This is a genomic window from Paramesorhizobium deserti, assembly GCF_001558695.1.
In the GTDB taxonomy this organism is placed as follows: domain Bacteria; phylum Pseudomonadota; class Alphaproteobacteria; order Rhizobiales; family Rhizobiaceae; genus Paramesorhizobium; species Paramesorhizobium deserti.
The window spans coordinates 120,667-144,760 of the sequence record NZ_LNTU01000039.1 but is presented as its reverse complement, the minus strand read 5'-3'; the positions used below and the strand labels follow the sequence as shown (position 1 = coordinate 144,760).

Sequence of the window (24,094 nt, the reverse complement as noted above, 5' to 3'; positions counted from 1 at the left end):
GGTCAAATTGCTGGATTTGCCGACTCATGCGGCGTAAACTCAAGCATTGGTTAAAGGCGATGGAACAGAGGTTAGCCGCAATTCTGGCCGTCGATATGGCGGGGTACAGTCGGTTAATGGAGGCCGACGAATCCGGCACGCTCGCTCGCCTTCGGGCCCATCGCATAGAACTGATCGATCCCGCGATCGCCAAGAACAAGGGACGGATCATCAAGACCACTGGAGACGGCATGCTCGTCGAGTTCCAGAGCGTGACCGACGCGGTGAAATGCGCCGTGGAAGTCCAGCAGCGCATGAAACGCCGCAATTCCGACGTATCGCAGGACAGACGGATCGAATTCAGGATCGGGATCAATCTTGGCGATATCATATTCGATGACGAGGATATTTTTGGGGACGGGGTCAATATCGCCTCGCGCATCGAACAGCTTGCGGATATCGGCGGCATTTGCGTGACCGCGGCGGTCGCGACACAGATCGCCGACCGTCTTGAAGTGCCGATCGAGGATCTGGGCGAGAAGATGCTGAAGAATATCAGCCGCCCAATTCGCCTCTACCGCATCGGGTTCGACTATCCTTCGCATCCGCCTCAACAGACCGAATTGGAGGCAACGCGACCCGTCTCCAAACCGTCCATCGTCGTGTTGCCATTCAACAATATGAGCGGCGATCCGGAGCAGGAATTTTTCGCGGACGGCCTGACGGAGGACATCATCACCGAATTGTCACGCCACCACGAACTGTTCGTCATCTCGCGCAACTCCAGCTTCGTCTACAAGAACCAGGCGGTGAACGTTCGGGAGGTCGCGGAAAAGCTCGGCGCCCAATATCTCGTGGAAGGGAGCGTTCGCAAGATCGGCGACAGGGTCCGTGTTACGGTTCAGCTGATCGATACGGCCAGCGACGCGCATATCTGGGCGGACAAATACGACCGGAAGCTGGACGATATATTTGCAATCCAGGATGAAGTGACTGCTGCGATCGCGGCAACGCTGCCCGGCCGTGTGGAGGCAGCGCAGCGCGACCAACTCGCGCGCGCGAAGCCCGCAAATATGGCGGCCTATGAATGCGTGCTTGCCGCCAAGGTGTTGCACCACCGAAGCACCATTGCGGATAATGAACGGGCGCAGGTCCTGATAGACAGGGCCCTCGAACTCGACCCGGATTACGCCCACGCCCATGCCTGGCGCGCCTGCATTCTCGGGCAGGCCTGGGTCCATGGCTGGTGCGAGGACAAGGATGCGGTATGGACCGAAATCTGTGCCGAACTGGACCAGGCGCTGGCCCTCGATGACAATGACGCGGACGTCCATCGCATCCTCGCCGCGGTGAACGTCAACAGCAACGCGCTGACGACGGCGCGCTATCATCAGGAGCGTGCCCTCGCGCTCAACCCGAATTACGATCTGGTCGTGGTTCAGCAGGGCGAGCTTCTGACATGGCTTGGCCGGCCGGAAGAAGGGGTCGAGTGGATCCGCAAGGCCATGCAGTTAAACCCGCATCATCCCGAGCGGTTCTGGAGCCACCTTGGAAAGGCACATTTCGCCGCGTGCCAATATGGTGAAGCGATCGAAGCTTTCATGCATCTCACGGCTATGGATGCCGGTCAGCGCGCCTTCGCCGCCGCGTGCTATGGTTGGCTGGGTGATGAGATCGCCGCCGCTGCGCATCTCGACCAGGTCAAAAAGCTCGATCCCAAGTTCAATCTGGAAACCTTCATGGGGACACTGCACTATGCCCGCGAGACCGACGCGCAACATGTTCGCGACGGGCTCCTGAAGGCGGGCATAGCGTCCTTCGGATTGGTTTGATCGTTTATCATCCGTCATCCGTCATCCGTCATCCGTCATCCGCGGCCGGTGCGGTCGAGCGTATTCCGCAATGCGGTGATTTCGGCCAGCAAGCGTTTGGCTTCACCCATTTCCAGCCCTGAAGCTTCGAGGATGCATTGCGGAACCTCCGCCGCTTTCTCACGCAAGGCGCGGCCTTGGTCGGTCAGCTGAACCCGTACCTGGCGCTCGTCCGCGAGGTCGCGGCTGCGTTTTACGAGTCCCAGCGCCTCCAGCCGCTTGAGCAGGGGCGTCAGCGTGCTCGATTCGAGAAAGAGCTTTTCGCCGAGCCCGCCGACCGTCTGGTTGTCTTCGCCCCAGAGCAGGACCATAGCCAGATATTGCGGATAGGTAAGGCCGAGCCTGTCCAGGAGGGGTTTATAGACGCGGTTGAATGCATGATTGGCGGAGTAGACCGCAAAGCACAGGAAATTGCCCAGATTCAGGACATCATCCGGCTTCTTGTCGTCTTTTGCGTTGGGCATGGGTGTACCTCGTCACCTGATCGTGATCACTTATATCGCAAACGATATTATCGAAGACGCTTGACTTTGGCAAATATCGGCGTATTTGTATCGTGTACGATTTAATCGTGCATGATATATATAGGAGCAGCGTTATGGATGTCGTTTCATCCGATCAACCCATGAATGGAAGCAACGTCTCCCGGCGGCGGGTGTTGGTCGCCGGCGCGAGCATTGCGGCTCTACCACTAATTGCCGTCGCGACCGGAACGGCCGGCGGACATATCCTCTCAACCCCCACACCCCAACCATCAGGAGTAAGAACCGTGAGCACCATCACCACCCGAGACGGCGTCGAGATCTATTACAAGGACTGGGGCAAGGGCGATCCCGTCGTCCTCAGCCATGGCTGGCCGCTCAGCTCCGACAGCTGGGAAGCCCAGGCCTTCCATCTCGCCTCGAACGGCTTCCGCGTCATCACCCATGATCGTCGCGGCCATGGCCGGTCCAGCCAGCCCTGGGACGGCAACGACATGGATCATTATGCCGACGATCTGGCGCAGGTGATCGAAGCGCTCGATCTGCGCAATGTTTCGCTCTTCGGTTTCTCGACGGGTGGCGGCGAGGTGGCGCGCTATGTCGGACGGCATGGCACGGGCCGCGTCGCCAAGCTTGGCCTGATCTCGGCGGTGCCGCCTTTGATGGCGAAGACAGAAGCCAATCCCGGCGGGCTACCGATCGAAGTCTTCGACGGGCTTCGCACCGCCAGTATCGCCGATCGCTCGACGCTCTATCGGGACCTCGCCAGCGGCCCATTCTTCGGCTTCAATCGGCCTGGCGCCAAGGTGAGCCAGGGCATGATCGACTCCTTCTGGCTGCAGGGCATGCAGGCCGGCCACAAGAATGCCTTTGACTCCATCAAGGCCTTCTCCGAGACCGATTTCACCGAGGATCTGAAGAAGTTCGACAAGCCGACCCTGATCGTTCATGGCGACGACGATCAGATCGTGCCGATCGACGCGGCGGGTCGCGCCTCCAAGCGGCTGGTTCCGCATGCCGAGCTCAAGGTCTATCCCGGCGCGCCGCATGGCCTCGCCGACACCCATAAGGAGCAGCTCAACGCCGATCTGCTTGCCTTTTTGAGGTCGTAACGATGACTGCCGGGCCGGCCATGGCCGGTCCGGCATCCTATATGCATGCCCGTTGCGCAGGTTCGGTTAGGTAGCTGAAGCGATCGAGATTTGCGTCAGCGCCTTGCGAAATGCCTGCGCTGCCGGTCCGAGAGGCTCGTCCAGGCGATGGGCGAGATATGCCTCCGAGGTGACCTGGCTCCGCCGTCCCAGAGCCTTGGTGACAAGACGTACCAGACGGCCTTCATCGAGATCTTGCTCGACCTGCCATCCTGGCAAGCGACCCCAGCCGAGGCCCGCAAGAATGAGCGCATGTTTGGTCTCCTGATTGCTGACGCGGCAAGTCTGGGGAGAAAGAACTCCGAAGTCCCGCCCTTCCGACAGCGGCGTCGGATCGGTCAGGACGATTTGCAGATGATCCGCAAGATCGGGCAAGCCGATACTTTCACCATGCTGCTGCACTGCGAGCGGATGTCTGGCTGCAACGACAGCCACTTGCGCGACGGACGAGAGTGCTTCCAGAACAATGCGCGGATCGCGGAAATTTTCGCCCACCACGATTGCAAGCGTGCTGCGTTTCTCAAGCAATGAGGCAATCGGGCCACCGAGCGGCTCGACAGCCAGCCGGATCGAAACCGAGGGATGCGCTGCTCGCACTTCCATCAGCGCCATACCGATTTCGTCGATCGGATAAAGTGTATCCACGACAAGCGACAATTCGCGTTCGACACCTTCACCGAGACCTCTGGCCCGGGCACGCATCGCATCCACCCGGAGGAGGATATCGCGAGCATTGACGAGAAGGGCCTTCTTCCGCCGTCAGCACAGGGCGATGTCCCGAGCGGTCGAACAGCGTGATGCCGAGTTCCGTCTCGAGATTGGCGATAGCATGGCTGACGGCCGACTGGACGCGAGACAGCCGGGCGGCCCCAGAGCGGAAGCTTCCGCTCTCCGCAACGGTGATAAAGGTTCTGATCTGGTCCAGCGTCAGCGCATCCAGCATGATCTATCCAATCGATTGATTTCATCGAAATTATATTACTTCTGTAGATAGAGCAGAAGCGCCATTTTATCTCGAAACGCAGTTGCAATCGAAAGGATCGATGATGGTGAAGGTTCTTGTGCTATATTATACGTCCTACGGCCATATCGAAAAAATGGCAGCAGCCGTTGTGGAAGGCGTAAGCGAGACCGGTGCTCTGGCGGTGCTCAAGCGGGTGCCGGAGATCGTCCCCGAACAGGTCGCCAGAAAAGCCGGATACAAGCTCGACCAGACGGCCGAAATCGCCAGGGTTGAAGAATTGGCCGATTATGATGCGATCATCATCGGCACGCCAACCCGTTTCGGCAACATGGCAGCCCAGATGAAGAATTTCCTGGACCAGGCCGGCGCGCTCTGGGCGAGAGATGCGCTTGTCGGACGTATCGGAAGCGTCTTCACCTCAACCGGCAGCCAGCATGGCGGTCAGGAGACGACCATCCTATCCACGCATATTGTGCTCCTGCATCTGGGGATGCTGATTGCGGGCCTGCCCTATAGTTTCAAGGGGCAGTTGCGCATGGACGAGATCACCGGCGGCTCGCCCTATGGGGCATCGACACTCGCCGATGACGGGAATGGAGGCGATCGTCTGCCTAGCGGCAACGAGCTCGATGGCGCTCGGTTTCAGGGACGTCACGTCGCGGAACTCGCCCGTGCTCTTGCTGCTGCCCGGGTTACGGAGGCGGCGTGACGATGGTCGCGGTCTTGTCTCAGCCAGGCCGGGCCACGCATTGGCCGGTGATCGGCGCCGTTGTTGGGGCGGGGATTGTTGCTTCGCTTCAAGTCGGCAAGGTTGCCATCGCCGCCCCCATGCTGCAGACCGAACTTGGGCTCGATCTGGCTTCGGTCGGATGGCTGACGGGCGTTTTCGCCCTTCTCGGCCTGGTCGGTGGTATTCCGGCGGGCACCATTATTGCCGGCGCCGGTGATCGCCGCATCATGGCTTTCGGCCTGTTTGCAGTCTTTCTTGGCGCTGCCTTTGGGGCGGTAGCGCCTTCCTTTCCGGCGCTTGTCGCCTCCAGGGTGATTGAGGGGCTCGGTTTCCTGCTCATCACCGTCGCCGGTCCGGCGATCCTTCGGCGCGTTGTGGTTGCCGGTCAGCGTGATATCGCCTTTGCCCTGTGGAGCTGCTTCATGCCCGCTGGCATGGCGATCGCCATGTCCGCTGGTCCGCTCTTTGGCGATTGGAGAACACTCTGGTGGTGCAGCGCCGGTGTTGCGGGGGTCGCGATGATTGCGATCGCAATTCTCGTGCCGCGCGCCGAGACAGGCAAGATGCCTTCCTGGCGCAACCTTGTCACAGATGCCCTTGCAGTCCTAGGGAAGCGTGGTCGTGGTCCTCAATTGCTGGCGGCGTGCTTCGCGCTCTATAGCTTGATGTTCTTTGCGCTTTTCAGTTTCCTGCCGGTACTGCTGATGCAACGCATGGGGGTGGCACACGAGACCGCCGGTCTCCTTAGCGCACTCGCGACGGGAGCCAACATCATCGGCAATTTGGCGGCAGGCTATCTTCTCGCCCGTGGCGTCGGCCGTCCGGCATTGATCGTCTGTGCCAGCATCGTCATGGGCGTTTCGGCACTGGGCATCTTCCTACCCGTGTTCGCCGATACGCCGACTTTCCTGCTTTGTCTTGTGTTTTCAGCCGTGGGCGGCCTGATCCCGGCGACACTCCTTTCATCTGCATCAGTGATTGCATCGTCCGCCATGCTCGCCCCGATCGTCATCGGACTGATCATGCAGGGTAGCAATCTTGGCCAGATCGTTGGTCCTGTCGCCATTGGCGCGGCGATCGATGCCCATGGCTGGCCTGCCGCCGCGGTAGCCGTTCTCGTAGCAGCCATTCTCGCGAGCCTGATCGCTCTGGCCCTTGGAAAGCACTTCGAACGGGGAGAAGAAAGCTAAAGCCTCACCGCCTGGCCGGGGAGCCGGCTCTTTCCCCGAACAGCGATGGATGCTGCTTGACGAGCTCGTCGATGGAATGAAAGACCTGCCTCAGATGCGTCTTCATGTACCGGGCCGCTAGGTCGGGGTCGTTGGCCCTCACCGCGGTCGCGATATCCGCATGCTGCACATAGAGCTGTTCGATATGTCCCGGCTGCGGCAGACTCAGATAGCGCACCCGGTCGAGCTGGCTCTTTACCGATTGGATCACCTTCCAGCTGCGCGGCAGCGCGGCGATGTCGGAAAATGCGTGGTGAAACTGGTCGTCGAGCGCCATGAAATCGTCGAGCTGCCGCGCATCAACGGCCTGTTTCTGCAGCCGCAATTGCTCGTCGAGGCGGGCGGCGAAGGCCGCATCGGCTCCGCGCGCGACACGACGCACCACGGCGATTTCGAGCGCCTCGCGGATGAACTGCGCTTCCATGACTTCCGCGACGCGGATCGGCGAGACATAGGTTCCGCGCTGCGGGAAGATGTCGACCAGTCCCTCATCGGCCAGCTTGATAAGCGCCTCGCGCACCGGTGTACGGCTGACGCCGAGCTTCAGCGACAGTTCCTTTTCGCTCAAACCCTCGTTCGGCGCCAATTCGAGCGTCAGGATCGCCCGTTTTATCTGGCTGTGGACCTGCGTACCGATCGGCGCTTTCGGATCGATCGCGCTCGGCCAGTCTGTTGCCTGACGAACTGACAAGGTTTCTCCTCCCGTTCCCTATCCAGCGGCCGGCAGTCGGGTCGATCGCCGGACAGGTGATGTGTTGATCACGCCCCGGCGCCCTCCAACGCCGTGACAGCGGCCATGACGCCGCGGAGCTCCGCCAGGCCCCTGAGGCGGCCGATGATCGGATAGCCTGGATGGGTCTTGCGCGTGTGATCGTCGATCAGCTCATGGCCGTGGTCGGGGCGCATGGGAATGCGCCAATCCTCGCGGCCCTCGGTCTTGCGGCGGCGGCATTCGGCGAGGAGCACGCGCACCAGCTTGACCATATCGGTGTCGCCGCCAAGGTGATCAGCCTCCATGAACGAGCCGTCCGGATCCTTCTTCACATTGCGCAGATGTGCGAAATGGATCTTGTCGGCAAAGCGCTCTGCGATCGCGGGAACGTCATTGGCCGGATTGGCGCCGAGCGAGCCGGAACAGAGCGTCAGTCCGTTGGCAGGTGAGGGGACCGCCGAAAGGACGAAATCGATGTCCTCGGCAGAGGAGACGATCCGGTCCAGCCCAAAGAGCGAGCGCGGCGGATCATCCGGGTGCACGCAGAGCCTGATCCCGACCTCTTCCGCCGTGGGCACTACCTCGCGCAGGAAACGGGCATAATTCTCGCGCAGTTGATCGCGCGAGACATCGCTGTAGCGCTCGAGCATGGCGCGCAGCCCTGGCACGTCGTAACGGTCATAGGCGCCGGGCAGGCCCGCCATGATGTTGGTGAGCAGCTGCTCGCGGTCGCTTTCCGACGATGCGGCCATCCATGCGCGGGCCTTGTCCAGCGTGGCGCTGTCCTGCTCATCCTCGGCGCCGGGGCGTTTCAGGATATAGCAGTCGAAGGCGGCATATTCATGCAAGTTGAAACGCAGCGCCGTGCCGCCGCCGGGCAGGGGCTGGCCAAGCTCCGTGCGGGTCCAGTCGAGGATCGGCATGAAATTGTAGCAGATCACTTTCAGGCCGCATTCGGCGAGATTGCGCAGCGACTGCCGGTAATTGTCGAAGAGCAGCGTCAGATTGCCGGCGCCGAGCTTGATGTTCTCATGGATCGGCAGGCTCTCGACCACCCGCCATTCCAGCCCGAGCAAAGGATCGGCGCCTATGATTGTCTGCCGGCGCTTGATCTCATCGACCGTCCAGACTTCGCCATAGGGAATGTGGTGAAGGGCGGTGACGATGCCGCGCGCGCCGGTCTGGCGGATGTGCTTCAGTTCGCACGCATCCTCCGGGCCGAACCAGCGCCAGGTTTCCTCCATGGTGATCGCTCCGATCTGATCTGTCATTTCTCTTGTTTCGCTGTCTGGTTGATTGCGCTGATCGCGGCATGGGCGCCGCCGGAAAGAAGGCTGCGATAGGCAGCCTCGACTTTGTTGAAGAAGCGTTCATCGCGTCCGAGATCGGCGCCGAAGATGCTCCCGATTGCGATCACGCGGCGCAGATGCGTTGCCGGATCGACCCCGCCTTCAGCTTTCAGCTGGCCGGCCAGCGGATCCCTGACGTCGATCGGCCGGCCCTTTTCGTCCGTGCCGGCGGCATAGAAGATGAAGGCGACGACCGCCAGCGCCAGCCGGTCCCAGGGCTTGTCGGCTTTCAGCCGGTCGCGGATGGTGCCGAGTAGGCGCTGCGGCAGCTTTTGCGAACCGTCCATGGCGATCTGCCCCGTGCGGTGGCTGATGGCGGGGTTCGCGTAGCGTTCGAGCAGTTGGCCAGCATAGGCGGCGAGATCGGTGCCTGCTGGGGCTGGAACCGTCGGGATGATTTCCTCATGCCAGAGACCGGCGAGGAAATCCTGGAAAACGGGATCGGCCACCGTCTGCGAGATGGTCTCGTAGCCGGAGAGAAAGCCGAGATAGGCGAGCGAGGAGTGCGTGCCGTTGAGCATGCGCAGCTTCATCAGCTCGAACGGCTCGACATCGGCGACGAACTGCGCTCCCGCTCGCTCCCAGGCGGGCCGCTCGGCGGTGTCGAAAATATCCTCGATGACCCATTGGCGGAAGGGCTCGTGGATGACAGGCGCCAGATCCGTGAACCCTATGAGGTCCTGGGTCAACCGGAGATCGTCATCGGTCGAGGCGGGAACGATGCGATCCACCATGGTGCTGGGGAACGCAACGTTGCTCTCGATCCATGCGGCAAGGCGGTCGTCGCGCAGCGCGGCGAAATCACGGATCAGGCCGCGCAACAGCTTGCCGTTTGAGGGTAGATTATCGCAGCTGACGACCGTGAATGGTGCGATCCCGCGCGCTTCACGCAATGTCAGCGCCGCAACGATGAAGCCCGGCAGGGAGACGGGTGTTTCCGGATGTTCCAGATCATGGACGATATCGGGATGGGCCGGATTGAGACGCCCCGTCGCCGGATCGTGGCAATAGCCCTTTTCCGTGACCGTGATGGTAACGATGCGGATGCCCGGGTTCGCCAGGATCTCGACGAGGCCTTTCGGGTCTTCCGGCGCCACGATCGATTGCAGCAGCGAGCCCATGATGCGCGGCTTGTCGCCGGAGGCCGAGCGCTCGACCGTGGTGTAAAGACCGTCCTGGGGGCCAAGCTTGTCGCGCTGCGAAGGGCTGCGCAGGCTGACGCCGATGATGCCCCAGCCACTGTGGGACGCCGGATCGCTCTCGATCGCGTCGTCATTATAGACGATGCCGTGGGCCCGGTAGAACGCGCCAAGGCCGATATGAACGATGCCGGGCCGCAGTTTCGTCCGGTCGAAGCCGGGGAGGCAGGCCTTCGCGTTTTGCAGCGTTGCGGTGCCAAGTCTCTCGGTCATGGTCGTGCTCAATCGAAGAAGAGGGAAGGCAGCCACAGGGACAGCGCCGGAACGAAGGTGACCAGCATCAGCACGATCAGATTGCTGAGGATGAAGGGCAGGACCTCGCGGCTGATGATTCGCAACGGCACTTTACCAATATTGCCGGCGACGAACAGGCAGATGCCGACCGGCGGGGTGGTCAGGCCGATCATCAGATTGATGATGGCGATCATGGCGAACTGCACCGGATCGACGCCGACCTGCTGCGCCACCGCGAGCAGCGGCGGGAAGAGGATGATGAGGGCCGCGATCGTCTCCATGAAGGTGCCGACGAAGAGCAGCAGAATATTGATCATCAACAGGATCAGGAATTTGTTCTCCGTCACCGACAACATGGCGCTGGCGATCATCTGCGGGATCTGCTCGCTGGTGAGTATCCAGCCGAAGACGTTTGCGAGGCCAACGAGAAGGATCAGCGCTCCCGAGCCGATGGCGGATTCGAGCATGATGCGCGGCAGTTGGCTCAGCGTGAAGCCCTTGTAGATGAAGAGACCGATGGCAAAGGCATAGAGCGAGGCGACGATCGACGCTTCGGTAGGCGTGAAGACGCCGCCGACAATGCCGAAGATGATGATCAGCGTCATCAGCACCGCCCAGAAGGCGGCCTTGCCGGAGACGAGCACCTCGCGGAAGCCGACCCATTTGCCCTTGGGATAGTTGCGCAGCCGCGCGATGATGTAGACCGTCAGCATCATGCCGAGCCCCATCATCAGGCCTGGAATGGCACCGGCCAGGAACATGCGGCCGACCGAAAGGCCGGTCAGCGTGCCGACGATGATCATCGGCACCGAAGGTGGAATGATCGGGCCGACTGTCGAGGCGGCAGCTGTCAGCGCCGAGGCGAAGCCGGCGCCGTAGCCGGATTTCTTCATGGCGGGGATCATCACCGCGCCGATCGAAGCTGTTTCCGATACGGCCGTTCCCGAGATGCCGGCGAAGATCATCGATCCCGTAACGTTGGCGAGGCCGAGCCCGCCCCGTATATGGCCGACGAGGGCATTGCCGAAGCGGACGATCTGGTCGGTGATGCCGCCATTGTTCATCAGATTGCCGGCCAGCACGAAGCCGGGAATGCACAGCAGCACGAAGCTGTCCATGCCGGAATACATGAATTGCGAGACCACCGTCAGGTCGATATCGGCGAGGTAGAGATAGACAGCCGAGGAAATGCCGAGCGTGATGGCGACGGGAACGCCGAGCGCGAGACAGATGACGAAAGTGCCGAAAAGGGCTGCGACCAGCATTACAGCGTCTCCTGATGTTGCATCGGTTTGCCGAAGCCGAGGAGGCGGGCGAAATAGAAGAAGGCAAGCGAGACGGGGATGATAAGGATGGTGCTGTAGACGATCACCATGGGCGCATCGAACGAGCGGGCACGCTCGCCGACGCTATTGATCACATAGGCATAGGCGCCGGGAATGATCGCCAGCGCAAAAACGATCGCGGCGATGTCGACCAGCTTGTCGATGGCGGCCTGCACCCTGGCCGGCAGGGTCGAGGTCAGGAGATCGACATTGACCAACTCGCCGTCCAGCACCGCCAGTCCGCAGGAGAAGGCAACGAGATAGAGCAGGGCGAAGCGCGAGACTTCCTCTGTCCAGATCGGAGCCGCGATTCCGGGGATGCGGCCCAGCACCTGCAGGGTCACCATGACGATCAGCACTGCAAAGGCGACGACCGTGCCAACCCGGCACAGGACCGCCGCGCCCTCAATGATTTTTCCCAGCAGATTTCTCATGGCTTCAAATCCCTGAAAACGATCGCATCGGTGCGGCCGCCCGCGAAGGGCAGCCGCATCGCAAGCGCCTGGATGTCTACTTGACCGTCAGCATCTCTTCATAGAGCGGCTGGACTTCCGGATCGAGCGCCTTGACTACCGCGTCCTTCGCCTTCTCGGCAAAGGCTGCCTTGTCCACCTCGACGAACTCCATGCCCTTGCTCTGCAGTTCGTTTCTGAAGCGTTCCTCATCGGCAAGGAATAGCTCGTGTTCATAGGCCTGCGCCACCTTGGCCGCTTCCATGACGGCGTTGCGCTGCTCGTCCGTCAGGTTGTTCATCAGGCGCTGGCTGCCGACGAGATAGATCCAGCTGCGTACGTGATCGGTCATGTTCACGTATTTCTGGACTTCATAGAAGCTTGCCGAGCGGATCAGGGCGAGGGGATTCTCCTGGGCGTCGATGACATGGCTCTGTAGCGCGGTGAAGACTTCCGAGAAGGCCATCGGCGTCGGCTTGGCGCCGAGCGCCTCCCAGACCGAGACGAACAGCGGCACGTTCGGCACGCGCAGCTTCAGCCCGTTGAGCTCGTCGGGAGATTTGATCGGCCTGTTGGAGGTCAGTTCGCGCGGGCCGCGCTCGAACCAGGTGAGCGGTACCAGCTTGGCCTTGGTCTCGATTTCGGAGGCGATCTTCTGTCCGATCGGGCCTTCGACCACATTGCGCATATGCTCGCTGTCGCGGATCGCATAGGGAACGGCCAGTAGCGAGGCATAGGGCGTCCAGTTCTGCAGGGATTCGCCGGTGATGGTGAAATCAACGGTGCCGAGCTGCAGCCCCTTGATCAGGTCGGTTTCCTTGCCGAGCTGCTCGTTCGGGAAGACCTGCACTTCGAGCTCGCCATTGGTGCGCGCCTTCACCTCCTCGGCGAATTTCATCGCGGCCTTGTGCCAGGAATTATCCTCATTGCCGAGATGGCCGAGCTTCAGCGTCTTGGCTTCCGCCAGACTGGGCGTCAGTCCGGTCAGGGCAACACAGGTTGCAAGCAGGCCGGCCAGCAGGCCGCGTCTCTTCAGGGTCGTCTTGATCATGTTATCCTCCCTTGGTTCATGCCCGCCCGAATATCGGTGGGCCATGTTTGGTCCCGCGGCTTGAGTCGCGCTTCAATCAGCTGAAATCCAGCTGCACCTTAACCGTTTTTTCCGGCGCCTCTTCGATCAGCGCGAAGGCATCCTTCGCATCGCTGCCGGGGAATGTCTGGGTGATCATCGGCTCCGGCTTCAACTGACCGCTTTCCAGCCACCCTACCACCTCCGGCAGAAGCCGCCGGCTGAGCCTGGAGCCGACGAGCGTCAGTTCCTTCTTGACGATCTCCTGCTGTGAAACATTGCAGGGGGCCGGCGAAAATCCAAGAATGCCGATCCGTCCGGCGGGGCTTGCCACGCGGCAGGCCTCTTCGAGAAGGGCTGGAATCCCGGCGCCGTCGATGACCAATGTCGGTCCGAGCCTGTCATTTTCGGTCGCCACGCTTGCTGGTATTCGTCTTTACCCGTCTGTAGAAGCCGATCGGCGCCGAACTGTTCCGCGCGTTCGAGGCGCCGCTTGTCCGGATCTGCGACGATGACCCGCGCGCCTTTCAGTTTTGCGACCTGCAGGACGGTCAGTCCGACGGTACCGGAGCCGTAGACGAGGACTGTGTCACGTTCGTCGCAGCCGGCGCGCGACAGCACGTTGGCGGCAATGGAGAATGGTTCGGCAAGCGCCGCCACCGCAATCGGCAGGTCCTTCGAGACCTTCACCGCATTTTCGGCGGGCACGACGACTTCCGAGCCGAAACCGCCGTCGCGATGCACGCCCATGACTTCTAGATTGGCGCAGACATTGGAGCGGCCGATGCTGCAGGCATAGCAATGGCCGCAGGAGATGACGGGATCGACTACGACATGGTCGCCAATGGCAACGGAGGTGACCGCGCTACCCACCGCAGCGACGGTGCCGGCAAATTCATGGCCGATGACGCGCGGATATTTGGCGAAGGGATTGGAGCCGTGCAGGATATGAATGTCGGAGCCGCAAATCCCGGCGGTCGACACGATCACACGCACTTCGTTCGGGCCTGGCTCGGAGCGGTCAACCTCGATGACCTCCAGGGAATGCGGCGCGCGCACGCGAACTGCTATCAATTTCTTCTTCCTCCCGTATTCCACCACGAGGCGGCTCGGCGTCTGCGGACCATCTCTAATACTACCATGGTAGCATGTCAATGGGAGTGGCAGGTCTGGCCGAATAGCGCCGCTTCCTTGTAACGGTCTCCCCATTGATCTATATCGGGCACAAGCGAGGACGACCTCCCCAGACCTCTGGGACGACTGTTCGGGACGACCCGAATGTTTCCCAGGAGGGTATGGATGCGCACGGCACGCGATCGAATTCGTCACGCGATCAGCTTTGAAATCATCGGGTTAGCCACGGTCACGCCGCTTGGGGCGTGGGCCTTCGATAAGCCTTTGCACGATATAGGCGTGGTCGGGGTCGCAAGCGCTACGCTCGCTACGATCTGGAATTACATCTACAATTGGATTTTCGATCAGGCGATGCAGCGCCTTCGCGGGACGACCCGAAAGACCGCGCTGGTTCGAATAGCGCATACGGTGCTGTTCGAGCTCGGCCTGCTGATCGTGTTGCTGCCGCTAATCGCATGGTATCTGGGCATCGGCCTTTGGGAGGCGCTGCTGATGGATATATCCTTCGCCGCCTTCTACATGGCCTATGCTCTCGTGTTCAACTGGGCCTACGACCGCCTGTTCCCATTGCCGGAATGGAAGGATGAAGCGGCGCAGATGGCGACAGCGAAACGTTAGACCTCCGCCGGGTTCCGGCAGGGAAACTCGTGCATATGGACGACGATGTTGTCGTTGTAGGCCAGGATCACGGCATAGGCCGGCGCCTCGGAGCTGACCTCGTGCGGACCGCTGAAGGTGAGTGCCGACTGCAGACTGGTGGCGCGCACCGTTGCAAACGGGATGCCGCTCCAGCTGCCCGCGGCGAACCGGTGCACATGGCCGGCGAAAATATGCCTCACATTGTTGTGGCGAATGAGAACGTCCCGCAGGCGCCCGGCGTCGGACAATCGCCATTTGTCGAGGGAAGGCACGCCGATGGAGAAGGGCGGATGATGCAGGAAGAGCAACGCGCTTCGCGCATCCGCCAGCGCGGCATCGAGCCAGGCAAGCCGTTCTTGGCATAGCCTGCCCTCGATAAGGCCGGTCTCCAGCGTGTCGAGCAGCACGATCCGGCCATCCGGCAGGTCGATGGAAGATTGTACGAAGCCGTCGTCACCTGGCGCGTCGGGGAAAGCCGCGCGAAAGGCCGCGCGGTCGTCATGATTGCCGAGCATCAAACGGAACGGCGCGGCAAGCCCGGCGAGCCGTTCCGCCAGTGCGGCATAGGCTGAAGGTTCGCCATCATTCGTGAGGTCGCCTGAGAAGACGACGAGGTCGGCGTCTGCGTGGTTGCGATTGAGATCGGCGATGCAATCTTCCAGCCGTGCCAGAGGATTTATCCCCAAGAGCAGTTCGCCTGGAACGCGAAGATGGAGATCGGAGACCTGAATGATCTTCATGGGATATTTCCATATTGCCATTTGTGTTGAGCGCCACCCGGCATCGTGCTCCGCCGCTCGATAAATCTGGCTTCCAGATGCGCCGTGGAGGGCGGTGTATACGGATCGGCGAGGCGCCGGTCCAGATGCTCGATGGCGTGAGCGGCAATCGCATCGGGATCCTGCCTGAAGGTGCTGAGTTGGTAAGCCTCCCACGCGGCTTCCGGAATGTCGTCAAAGCCGATCACCGATATATCGTCCGGCACCTTCAGCCTGAAACGGTAGCGAACGGTGTCGATGAGGCCCATGGCCATGAGATCGTTGACGCAGAAGACCGCCTGCGGTCGGTCCTCACGGTCGAAGAGCTGCGCGGCCGCTTCCTGCCCACCGGCATAATCGGAATCGCTTCCATGGGATTGAAAGATTTCTGCTCCGAGCCGCCCTGCCTCATCGATGAAGGCCTGCTGGCGTTCGACGATGCTCGGCGTGCCGGAAGCCGATGCCACGAGACCGAGCCGTTGCGATCCGCGCGCCACGAACAGCGCGGCTGCTTTTCTTGCCGCTGCGGCATTATCAATGCGGACATGATCGCAATCGGGTTCCGAGCGGCCGATCATCACCAGAGGCTGGCCGTTCTGCCGGGCCAGTTCGACGAAGGACGAAGGCGGAGAGCCGGACAGGACGATCGTCGCCTCGGCGCGGTAGCCGAAGAGTGCCGCCTGCGCTGCCTGTATTTCCTGCTCGGAGCTTCCGGTATTGATGAGGAAAGGCACGCTCCCCCGCCGGATCAGCGCCTGCGTCAGCGCCGAGACGAGATGCGCGCGGAAGCCAAGCTCCGGTCTGGTGACGACGAGGCCGACCAGCCGGCTGCGATTGGCGAGCAGCCCGCGCGCCAGATCGTTGACCTGATAGCCGAGTTCCATGGCTGCCCGCATTACCTTTTCGCGCGTCTCCGCCGCGATGCTAGCGCCGGGGGTGAAGGCCCGCGATACCGCCGAACGCGAGACACCGGCAAGCCGGGCGACCTGCTGGGCGCTGACAAAGCCGCGAGACGGGGTTTCTTCTTCTGTCGGCGGAATTCTCAATGGCCTACCTTCGACAGGACGTCGGATTTCAGGAAACGTTCAACCACCAGCATGAAGCCGACCGAAGGGATGAGGAGCAGCAGCGCCGTGATCGACGCCACCTGATAATTGCCTCCGGCCCCCGCCGTATAGAGCAGGAGCGGCAGCATGTTCACATCAGGGGCGCCGACGAAATAGCTGCCGGTGAACTCGTCGAGCGATTCCAGGAAGACGAAGATGGCGCTGGCGAGCAGGCCGGGCGCGGCGAGCGGCAGCGTCACTTCGCGGAAGGCGCGCAGTGCGCCGGCGCCTATCGAGCGGGCCGCCTGTTCCAGCTCGGCGTCAACGGCGGCGAAGGCGGCCGTCGCGATCCAGACCGCATAGACCAGTCCGTGCGTGGCGTGGACGAGCACGACGCCGGCGATCGTGCCGTTGAGGCCGATCTCATAGAAGAGCCTGGCGATGTTCACATAGACCGGCAGGTTCGGAAAGGCCTGCGGGATGAGGAAGGCGAAGAGAATCGCCGCCCGGAAAGGCAATCTGAGCCGCGCCAGCGCGTAGCCCGCGGGGATGGCCAGTGCCAGCGAAACGACGACGGTGAGCGAGGCCACCAGGATGCTGTTGGTCAGCGATTCCATAGCATTGCCGCGCGGCGAGAATACTCGTCCCCAATAGCTGAAGCCATATTCGAGCGGCAGCGTGTGCGGGAAATACCACTTTTCCGCCACCGTCCACAGCAGGAGATTGGTGAGCGGGCCAAAGATCGCGAAGGCGATGAGACCGAGGACGATGGCGCGCGGGATCCACCAGAGATCAAGGCGGAAGCCGGGCGCATTCGTTTCGGGAATGGCGGCGGTGCTCATGCCCGCTCCTTCATGCTGTGCCGCAGATAGAACCAGGCGACGCAGGCGGTCACGGCCAGCGAGATGAGGCCGAGCGCGTTGGCGACGCCATAGTCGCCATAGGCATTGATGCGGAAGGCGATATCGGCGGTGATCATGGTCGGCGACTGGGCATTGATCATCAGCGGTACGGACAGCACGGACATCATGGTGACGAAGGAGAGGACGAGCCCGACCATCAGCGTGGTCGTCACCTGCGGCACGAGGATTTCGAGGAGGATGCGCAGGCGCGAGGCGCCGAGGTTGCGCGCGGCCTCGATCGTGCCGCGGTCGACGGAGGCCATCGCGCCCGCCACCAAAAGCGTGACGAAGGGCGTCTGCTTCCACACGAAGGCGATGACGATGCCGCGCCAGTCGAGGAAGCTTGCCGCCTGCAGCGGCGTGATTATGCCGGCGCCGACCAGCATGTTGTTCATCAGGCCATTCTTGGCGAGAAACGTTCTGAGCACCTGGCCGACCACGATGAAGGGGATGAACATCGGCCAGCGGTAAAGCCAGCGGAGGATCGCGACGGCTCGCGGGTTTTCACCGAGCGTCAGATAGCCGCCGATGGCAATGGAAAAAAGACCGATCAGGACCGTTGAAAGGCTGACGATCATCACCGTGAACATCACATCGGAACGATAGAGTTCAAAGGCCTTGGTGAAATTGCCAAGGCCATAGCTGTTCTTCTCTTCGAAAGCGCCGACCACCGAGGCGGCGAGCGGGACGATGAAGAGCAGCAGGATCACCGCCAGGGCGGGGAGAACGAGGACCAGTCCGATCAGGCGTTTGGGCATTCGGTCGTTCCGGATGGGCGGCCGCCCGGATATCCGGACGGCCTGGATTGCGGGTTAGGCTCAGTTGGTCGCCTGGCGCTCATAGGCTTCCAGGATCGCGTTGTTGTAGGGCGCGATCGGGAAGGGCTTGCCGTATTTGGCGAGGTCTTCCGGCGTGATATCGACGAAGAGCTTGTTCCAGGTAGCCTCGTCGAGTTCGGCTTTTACATGCTCGGCGTCGATACCGGGATACCAGTTGAAGCGCTTGACGATGCCTTCGGCCTGCACCTTCGGGCTGGTTGCCAATTCGACGAACTTCTCCGCCAGTTCCTTGTTGGGCGCATTGGCCGGAATCACGTAGTGCATCGGCTGGCCTGGCATGCCGGGCGCGGGCAGGAACAGCTTGAAATCGGGCGGCAGCTGGCCGTTGGCCTGCCAGGAATAGAACATGTCCACCCAGACCGGACCCATGGCGATTTCGCCGCGCGACAGGAGGTCGAGCGTGCCGGCATTGCCGGGGGTGAGCGTGGCGTTCTGGGTGAATTCCCCGAGGCTGGCGAAGGCACTGTCCCATTTGGCGGTTTCGGCCTTGTCGAACGGGCCGTTCATCAGCTTGTCGGCATCGTCGCCGAAGGCATAGATCCAGCCCATGACGAAGCTGACGCCCGAAGCGCCGCCCTTGATGCCATTATAGCCGAACTGCTTGGGATGCTCCTTCGCCCAGGCCGCCAGCGCCTCGTAGCTCTTTGGCGGATTGGAGACGAGCGCCGGATTATAGGCGATGGCCGTCTGGCTGTTGAACATCGGCATGACATAGCCGGTAACCTTCGCGCCGAGCGCCATGTCGGCATTGGCGCGCGTGACCATCTTTCCGGTTGCGATCCTGTCACGATAGGCCTCGAGATAGCCGCCCTCGATCATCGGGCCGGCGAATTTCTCGTGCACGACGGCAACGTCGGTGTCCCATTTCTCCGCACCGGCCTTCTTCTGTGCCTCGAAACGCTCAAGGATCTTTTGCGATCCGGCGTCGCCCGGGCCGGTGCCGACGGCGCGCACCGTATTTCCCGGGTTCTGTTCTTCGAACAGCGGTGCGAGATATTCGTTGATGTAGTCGACCATGTTCTGGTCGCCGGCGGTGATGACGGTAAGTTCCGCTGCGTTGGCCGGTGAGGCCGCAAGGCCCAAAACCAGCATCGCCTGAAGGAGTCTCTTCATGGGTGTCGTCTCCATTGATGAATGATCACGTCTCGGATGCTTCCAGGACGCGGCCTTTGCGGCCGTCGTGCAGGGAATGGGCGTGCGGGCGCTCATGCGCGCTCCGCGTGTTGAAAAGGAAGAGCTTTTCCGCGGGGATGCGGATGCGCACCGCGGAGCCATGCTCGAACGGGCGAGGGGCATCGACGAGAATTTGAGCTTCGCCTATGCGGATCGAATGCCGCCAGATGCCGCCGGGATAGCTCGCCGCTTCGACACGGCCGGAAAGCTCTAGCGCCTGACCCGGCGCACCGGCAGGGGCGTCACCCGTCATCAGCTCCGCCGCCTCGGCCCGGAAACGTGCTTCGAACATGCCGCTTTCGAGCGTCCGGCCGCCAAGCGGCAGCAGACAACGGTGGTTGTTCGCTCCCGCTTTGATCGCGACCGCGCTGGCGTCGACATTGCCCGAAAGCTCAAGCACATTCTCCGCGCCCATGAAGGCAGCGACGAAAGGCGAGGCGGGGCGGTTATAGACCTCCTCCGGCGTGCCCTGCTGGGCGATGCGGCCCGCATCCATGATGACGATCCGGTCGGCCATCACCATGGCTTCCTCCCGGTCGTGCGTGACGTGGACGGCGGTGATGCCGAGCCGCTTCTGCAGCGCGCTGATATCGTGGCGCACCTTCAGGCGGATGCGCGCATCGAGATTGGAAAGCGGCTCGTCGAGGAGCAGGATCTGCGGGTTGATCGCAAGCGCCCGGCCGAGTGCCACACGCTGGCGCTGCCCGCCGGAGAGAGCTGCTGGCTTGCGGCTCCCAAGACCGGTCAGGCCAAGCATCTCTTCCAGTTCGCCGACGCGCTGCGCGATTTCAGTACGTGGCAGTCCCTTCAGCTTCAGCCCATAGCCGATGTTTTGCCCGACCGTCATATGCGACCAGAGCGCATAGGACTGGAAGACCATCGCCATGCCGCGTCGATCCGGCGGCAGGCGGGTGACGTCCCGTCCCGCCACGATGATGGAGCCGGCGGAGGGCTTTGCAAAGCCGGCGACGGCCCGCAGGAGCGTGGTCTTGCCGCATCCCGACGAGCCGAGCAGGGCGACGAATTCGCCCTTGCGGATATCGAGATCCAGCCGCTCCAGCACCCGGGTGGCGCCATATCCGGCCGACAGGCCGGCAATGCGCAGAAAAGTTCCGTTATCCATTTTTGCCCTTTGCACAGCTGTGCAATGGAAGGCGAAACCCCGCCTCCTTCAACGGGCGAAGCTATAAGAGGCAATCATAACGGGCAGATGACATCCGGGCACTTGCCGGAGCATGTGACAATGTGCGTTCATGATGCGTGTCATTGCCCGCTTGCTATTTGCCCGGAATCTCAACCTCATGCGCAATGCGAGCACATCGTTCTGATGAATCCGGCGGAGGATCATACGCCGTTGAAAAGTACGTTGAACCTTCTGCATTACGCGGCGTTCCGCGCCGTCATGCTGACCGGCACGGTGAGCGGGGCGGCGGAGCTTCTGGGGCGCAGCCAACCGGCCGTGAGCCGGCTCCTCGACAGGTTGGAATATGAACTCGGCGTCTCGCTTTTCGAGCGGCGCAGGGGACAGGTCACCCCGACACCCGTCGCTCACATGCTGCTCGACGAAATCGAACGCGCCTATGTCTCGCTTGAGGCGCTGAGCAGCTTCGCTTCACGGCTGGCGAGCGGGGAAGGTGGCAAGATCAGCCTTGCGGTGATGCCCGCCCTCGGCATCAATTTCGTGCCGCATCTGCTCGCGCGGTTCCGCCAGGACTGGCCCAAGACCAAGGTTACGCTGAATGTGCGCATGTCAGTCAAGATCGAAGAATGGGCGGCCGCCCAGCAGATCGATTTCGGCCTGGCGGAGACGCCGTTCAGGCGTTCCGGGTTCCGCACCGAGATTTTCAGCGATGCGCCCTATATCGCGGCGGTCCCACGCGACCACCCGCTCGCGGATCGCAGCCGGCTCGGCCCGGTCGACCTGCATCAGGGGCCGTTCATCTCCTGGACGTCCTTCGTCTCGGCACGGCATCTCCTCGACCAAGCCTTGCAATCCAGCGGTGTCAAGGTGGATGCCGCCTATGAGACCACCTTCTCGGTTTCGGCATATGAGATGGTGAAGCAGGGTATCGGCATAGCGATCATCGATCCCTATACGGCGGTCGAGCAACTGGACGACAGGGTCAGGCTGATACCCTTCGCCCCGAAAATCCCGTTCAACGTCGCATTGCTGCGACCGGAAACGCGGGTGGCCAATCCAGCCGCAGATGCCCTGCTGGAGCTGATGGCTGAAAGGCGCAATCGGCTCCTGGCGCAACTGCCGCACTGATTGGTATGCATTTCGCGCATACCAATAGCTGATAATTCTATTTTGCACATTGCGGAATCATCGCTTTATTGGCGTGGTTGATCATCCAGGGAACGGGCTGCCAATGCTGCCGAAGCTTACCGAGATGCAGGGCAGGGATTACGACGTGGTCGTGATCGGCGCAGGCATCAACGGTGCGAGCACGGCACGTGAACTTGCGCTGGCCGGATACAGGGTTTTGCTCGTTGAAAAGCGCGATTTCGCCGCTGGAGCATCCAGCCGCTCCTCGCGCATCCTGCATTGCGGCCTTCGCTATTTCGAGACACCCAGCCCCGTCGCCACCTTTGCGCTGCATCCGCTGCGCTTCGCCAAGGCGGTGCGCATGGCCCGGGCCGGAATGGAGGCGCGGGCGGAACTCGTGGAACGGGAACCGGGCCGATGCAAGCCCTTCACCATGTGCTTTCCCATCTATCCCGAAAGCCCGGTCCGCGGCTGGCATCTTGATGTCGGTTTCCGTTTGCTGCGCCGTCTCGGGCCACCGGAGCCGCCGCTGGATTATCGTCGGCTGACGAAGGGCTTTGAAGCTCATCTGCCTTTTGCCCGCCATTTGCGTGATCCTAAGGGGCTGCGTTCCGTTGCTACCTATCGGGAATACATCATGGACTGGCCGGAACGGCTGTGCGCGGATGCTGCGCTCGATGCGCAGGAAAATGGCGCGGAGATACGACTGTTCTGCCAGGCAGAGATCATAGGGAGAGAACAGGGCGGCTGGCTCGTCAGGCTTTCGGATATCGAGCGTGGCGAAACCGCCGAAATACGCGCCATTCTCGTCATGAACATGGCCGGCACCTGGATAGATGAGGTCAATGGCGGCACGATGACTGGCGAGGCCGCTCCCCGGCTGATCCGCGGAACGAAAGGCGCCCATATCGCAGTCAGGCTGCCCGAGGCCTATCGTGGCTTCGGGATCGCGACCATCCATCGCGGCGGCATGCCGTTTTATTGCCTGCCTTCGCATGACGATTATTTCTATTTCGGACCGACAGAGACACCCTTCGACGGCGATGCCGGCGACGTGGCAGCCACGGACGAAGACATCGATTTCCTGCTCGCAGAGGCCGATTTCATGCTTCCCGGACTGGGGTTGAGCCGTCGCGACGTGGCGTTCACCTGGGCCGGCGTGCGGCCCCTGACTTTCGACATCCGGCAACCGATGGGCCGGCGCACGCGGGAGGTTCATGATCTCGCCCGTGCGGGGCGGCCCGGCATTTTCGCCATGACGGCCGGCCCGGTGATGACGCATCTGAGCGCCGGGCGCGAGATGCGGCGGATTGCCGAAAAGCAACTGAAGCCTTCCTATGCCTCCGCGGGAAAGCAAAGCGCAAACCCGCCGGACCGCGGTTGGTCCAGCATCTCAAGTCTTTTGACGGAGAACAGGCGCGTCGCTTTCCGCCGGGCCGTATCCGCCGAACATGCGCGCGACCTGAAGGGCATACTCTATACCAGGACCGGCCTCGCCTGGCGCCGCCATCTGACCCGCGGTGAAGTGGAAGAGGCCGCACATTCCATCGCCGATCTGTTGGGTTGGTCGCGGGAAAAAACCGCAGGGGAAGTCGACAAATTCATCCGGTACCAGAAGACGGTTTTCCGCACGGGATCGGATCCGATGCCTGAAAGGGCAACGACATCAGCAATGGGAGATATAGAAGCATGGAACGCAGATACACATTGAAGAGCATTGCCGCCCTCGCCCTCACGCTTGCCGCAAGCACGGTGCTTTCCATCAATGGGGCGCAGGCGGCCGGTTCGCGGCTGACGGAAATCATCGACCGCGGAACGGTGCGTGTCGGCGTGCTCGGCGCTTTCAAGCCCTGGTCCTTTCCCTCCCCGGACGGATCGATGCAGGGCATCGAGATCGATCTCGCCCACACGGTCGCCGATACTCTCGGCGTCAAGCTCGAGCCGGTGGTGATCACCTCCGCCAACCGCATGCAGTTCCTTCAGCAGGGCAAGATCGATCTGATCATCGGGGGCATGTATGATACCGCCGATCGGCGCAAAGTGGTCGGAATAATAGAGCCCGCGTACTGGACATCTGGTCCGACGCTGCTTGCGAAGGAAGGCATCATCAAGGATTGGAAAGACATTGCGGGCAAGCCCGTTTGCGGCAAGCAGGGTGTCTTCTACAACAAGACCATTGAGACGGAATACAAGGCCAAGGTCGTCGCCTTTACGGGCAACACAGAAGGCAAGGAGGCTTTGCGTTCGGGAAAATGTGTTGCCTGGGTTTATGACGATGCCAGCATCACGGCCGACCTCGCTTCCGGCGAGTGGGAGGGCTACGAAATGCCTGTGTCCGTCCTCTACAACAATCCTTGGGCTGCAGCAGTTCCCTTGGAGGAATTGGACAGGGCGTGGGGTGTGTTCATGTCCGGCATGGCCTATCGCTGGCAGGCTTCCGGAAAGCTGCTCGAACTCGAGAAGAAATGGAATGTGAAGCCGTCGGACTGGATCGCCGAGCAGCATGACAAGGCGAAGTGGGATGCGAGCTATCTGAAAGCCGGCAACTGAACCGATGCTGGACAGAACATCGACCCCTGATCGGCCGC

At 61.7% G+C, this 24,094-nt stretch carries 22 protein-coding genes and 2 pseudogenes; 8 read left to right on the top strand and 16 right to left on the bottom strand.

Annotated elements, in window-relative coordinates:
- Nucleotides 1-59: 59 nt before the first annotated feature.
- Complete coding sequence (locus tag ATN84_RS23265) at nt 60-1,811, top strand: adenylate/guanylate cyclase domain-containing protein (RefSeq protein ID WP_068884892.1); 1,752 nt, start codon at nt 60-62, stop codon at nt 1,809-1,811.
- Nucleotides 1,812-1,846: 35 nt separating this feature from the next.
- On the opposite strand, the gene ATN84_RS23260 is transcribed toward ATN84_RS23265, so the two are convergent.
- Complete coding sequence (locus ATN84_RS23260; protein WP_068884891.1) at nt 1,847-2,314, bottom strand: MarR family winged helix-turn-helix transcriptional regulator; 468 nt, start codon at nt 2,312-2,314, stop codon at nt 1,847-1,849.
- Nucleotides 2,315-2,448: 134 nt separating this feature from the next.
- On the opposite strand from ATN84_RS23260, the gene ATN84_RS23255 reads away from it, so the two are divergent.
- Nucleotides 2,449-3,444 carry an alpha/beta fold hydrolase gene (locus ATN84_RS23255; protein ID WP_082766451.1) on the top strand — a complete coding sequence of 332 codons (996 nt, stop codon included), beginning with the start codon at nt 2,449-2,451 and terminating at the stop codon, nt 3,442-3,444.
- A 66-nt stretch (nt 3,445-3,510) separates the two neighbouring features.
- On the opposite strand, the pseudogene ATN84_RS23250 reads toward ATN84_RS23255, so the two are convergent.
- A pseudogene (locus ATN84_RS23250) lies at nt 3,511-4,426 on the bottom strand (LysR family transcriptional regulator).
- A 103-nt stretch (nt 4,427-4,529) separates the two neighbouring features.
- Here ATN84_RS23250 and wrbA point away from each other — a divergent pair.
- Both wrbA and ATN84_RS23240 read left to right on the top strand, forming a co-directional pair.
- Nucleotides 4,530-5,156, top strand: coding sequence for an NAD(P)H:quinone oxidoreductase (gene wrbA / locus ATN84_RS23245; RefSeq protein ID WP_068885026.1), 627 nt, complete (start codon nt 4,530-4,532; stop codon nt 5,154-5,156).
- 2 nt (nt 5,157-5,158) lie between these two features.
- Entirely contained in the window at nt 5,159-6,367 is a 1,209-nt protein-coding gene (locus tag ATN84_RS23240) for an MFS transporter (RefSeq protein WP_068884889.1), read from the top strand.
- 4 nt (nt 6,368-6,371) lie between these two features.
- Here ATN84_RS23240 and ATN84_RS23235 read toward each other — a convergent pair whose 3' ends face one another.
- The 8 genes and pseudogenes from ATN84_RS23235 to ATN84_RS23205 form a co-directional block, all read right to left on the bottom strand.
- The gene (locus ATN84_RS23235) at nt 6,372-7,097 is read right to left on the bottom strand and encodes a GntR family transcriptional regulator (RefSeq protein WP_068884888.1); all 726 of its coding nucleotides are present in this window, start codon (nt 7,095-7,097) and stop codon (nt 6,372-6,374) included.
- Nucleotides 7,098-7,165: 68 nt separating this feature from the next.
- The gene (gene uxuA / locus ATN84_RS23230; RefSeq protein WP_068885025.1) at nt 7,166-8,362 is read right to left on the bottom strand and encodes a mannonate dehydratase; all 1,197 of its coding nucleotides are present in this window, start codon (nt 8,360-8,362) and stop codon (nt 7,166-7,168) included.
- Nucleotides 8,363-8,385: 23 nt separating this feature from the next.
- Nucleotides 8,386-9,879 carry a mannitol dehydrogenase family protein gene (locus ATN84_RS23225; protein ID WP_068884887.1) on the bottom strand — a complete coding sequence of 498 codons (1,494 nt, stop codon included), beginning with the start codon at nt 9,877-9,879 and terminating at the stop codon, nt 8,386-8,388.
- A gap of 8 nt (nt 9,880-9,887) precedes the next feature.
- Nucleotides 9,888-11,165, bottom strand: a complete 1,278-nt coding sequence (locus ATN84_RS23220) for a TRAP transporter large permease (RefSeq protein ID WP_068884886.1) — start codon at nt 11,163-11,165, stop codon at nt 9,888-9,890.
- Entirely contained in the window at nt 11,165-11,659 is a 495-nt protein-coding gene (locus tag ATN84_RS23215) for a TRAP transporter small permease (RefSeq protein ID WP_068884885.1), read from the bottom strand. The genes ATN84_RS23220 and ATN84_RS23215 overlap by 1 nt, the downstream gene beginning before the upstream one ends.
- A 76-nt stretch (nt 11,660-11,735) precedes the next feature.
- Nucleotides 11,736-12,728 carry a TRAP transporter substrate-binding protein gene (locus ATN84_RS23210; RefSeq protein WP_244491182.1) on the bottom strand — a complete coding sequence of 331 codons (993 nt, stop codon included), beginning with the start codon at nt 12,726-12,728 and terminating at the stop codon, nt 11,736-11,738.
- A 76-nt stretch (nt 12,729-12,804) separates the two neighbouring features.
- Nucleotides 12,805-13,164 (bottom strand): zinc-binding dehydrogenase, encoded by a 360-nt coding sequence (locus tag ATN84_RS27910; RefSeq protein ID WP_342027699.1) that lies wholly within the window; start codon nt 13,162-13,164, stop codon nt 12,805-12,807.
- Nucleotides 13,165-13,217: 53 nt separating this feature from the next.
- Nucleotides 13,218-13,955: pseudogene (locus tag ATN84_RS23205) on the bottom strand (alcohol dehydrogenase catalytic domain-containing protein); the annotation flags it as partial.
- A gap of 90 nt (nt 13,956-14,045) precedes the next feature.
- Here ATN84_RS23205 and ATN84_RS23200 point away from each other — a divergent pair.
- A complete protein-coding gene (locus ATN84_RS23200) occupies nt 14,046-14,498 on the top strand; it encodes a PACE efflux transporter (RefSeq protein WP_068884884.1) in 453 nt (150 codons plus the stop codon).
- On the opposite strand, the gene ATN84_RS23195 is transcribed toward ATN84_RS23200, so the two are convergent.
- From ATN84_RS23195 to ATN84_RS23170, 6 genes are read right to left on the bottom strand one after another with little or no spacing between them, the layout of a single operon-like run.
- Entirely contained in the window at nt 14,495-15,259 is a 765-nt protein-coding gene (locus ATN84_RS23195) for a phosphodiesterase (protein WP_068884883.1), read from the bottom strand. The two genes, ATN84_RS23200 and ATN84_RS23195, sit on opposite strands and share 4 nt — an antisense overlap.
- The gene (locus ATN84_RS23190; protein ID WP_068884882.1) at nt 15,256-16,323 is read right to left on the bottom strand and encodes a LacI family DNA-binding transcriptional regulator; all 1,068 of its coding nucleotides are present in this window, start codon (nt 16,321-16,323) and stop codon (nt 15,256-15,258) included. Before ATN84_RS23190 ends, ATN84_RS23195 begins: the two co-directional genes overlap by 4 nt.
- Complete coding sequence (locus tag ATN84_RS23185; protein ID WP_068884881.1) at nt 16,320-17,165, bottom strand: ABC transporter permease; 846 nt, start codon at nt 17,163-17,165, stop codon at nt 16,320-16,322. The genes ATN84_RS23190 and ATN84_RS23185 overlap by 4 nt, the downstream gene beginning before the upstream one ends.
- Nucleotides 17,162-17,983 (bottom strand): ABC transporter permease, encoded by an 822-nt coding sequence (locus tag ATN84_RS23180; protein ID WP_068884880.1) that lies wholly within the window; start codon nt 17,981-17,983, stop codon nt 17,162-17,164. Before ATN84_RS23180 ends, ATN84_RS23185 begins: the two co-directional genes overlap by 4 nt.
- A 60-nt stretch (nt 17,984-18,043) precedes the next feature.
- Nucleotides 18,044-19,177 carry an ABC transporter substrate-binding protein gene (locus ATN84_RS23175; protein ID WP_068884879.1) on the bottom strand — a complete coding sequence of 378 codons (1,134 nt, stop codon included), beginning with the start codon at nt 19,175-19,177 and terminating at the stop codon, nt 18,044-18,046.
- Between the two features lie 25 nt (nt 19,178-19,202).
- Nucleotides 19,203-20,360, bottom strand: a complete 1,158-nt coding sequence (locus tag ATN84_RS23170) for an ABC transporter ATP-binding protein (RefSeq protein WP_068884878.1) — start codon at nt 20,358-20,360, stop codon at nt 19,203-19,205.
- A 231-nt stretch (nt 20,361-20,591) separates the two neighbouring features.
- Here ATN84_RS23170 and ATN84_RS23165 point away from each other — a divergent pair, with 231 nt between their 5' ends.
- The 3 genes from ATN84_RS23165 (at nt 20,592) to ATN84_RS23155 (ending at nt 24,056) form a co-directional block, all read left to right on the top strand.
- Complete coding sequence (locus ATN84_RS23165) at nt 20,592-21,506, top strand: LysR substrate-binding domain-containing protein (protein WP_244491179.1); 915 nt, start codon at nt 20,592-20,594, stop codon at nt 21,504-21,506.
- A 103-nt stretch (nt 21,507-21,609) separates the two neighbouring features.
- Entirely contained in the window at nt 21,610-23,217 is a 1,608-nt protein-coding gene (locus ATN84_RS23160) for an FAD-dependent oxidoreductase (RefSeq protein WP_068884876.1), read from the top strand.
- On the top strand, nt 23,196-24,056 hold the full coding sequence (locus ATN84_RS23155) for a transporter substrate-binding domain-containing protein (protein ID WP_068884875.1): 861 nt from the start codon (nt 23,196-23,198) through the stop codon (nt 24,054-24,056). The genes ATN84_RS23160 and ATN84_RS23155 overlap by 22 nt, the downstream gene beginning before the upstream one ends.
- Nucleotides 24,057-24,094: the final 38 nt, after the last annotated feature.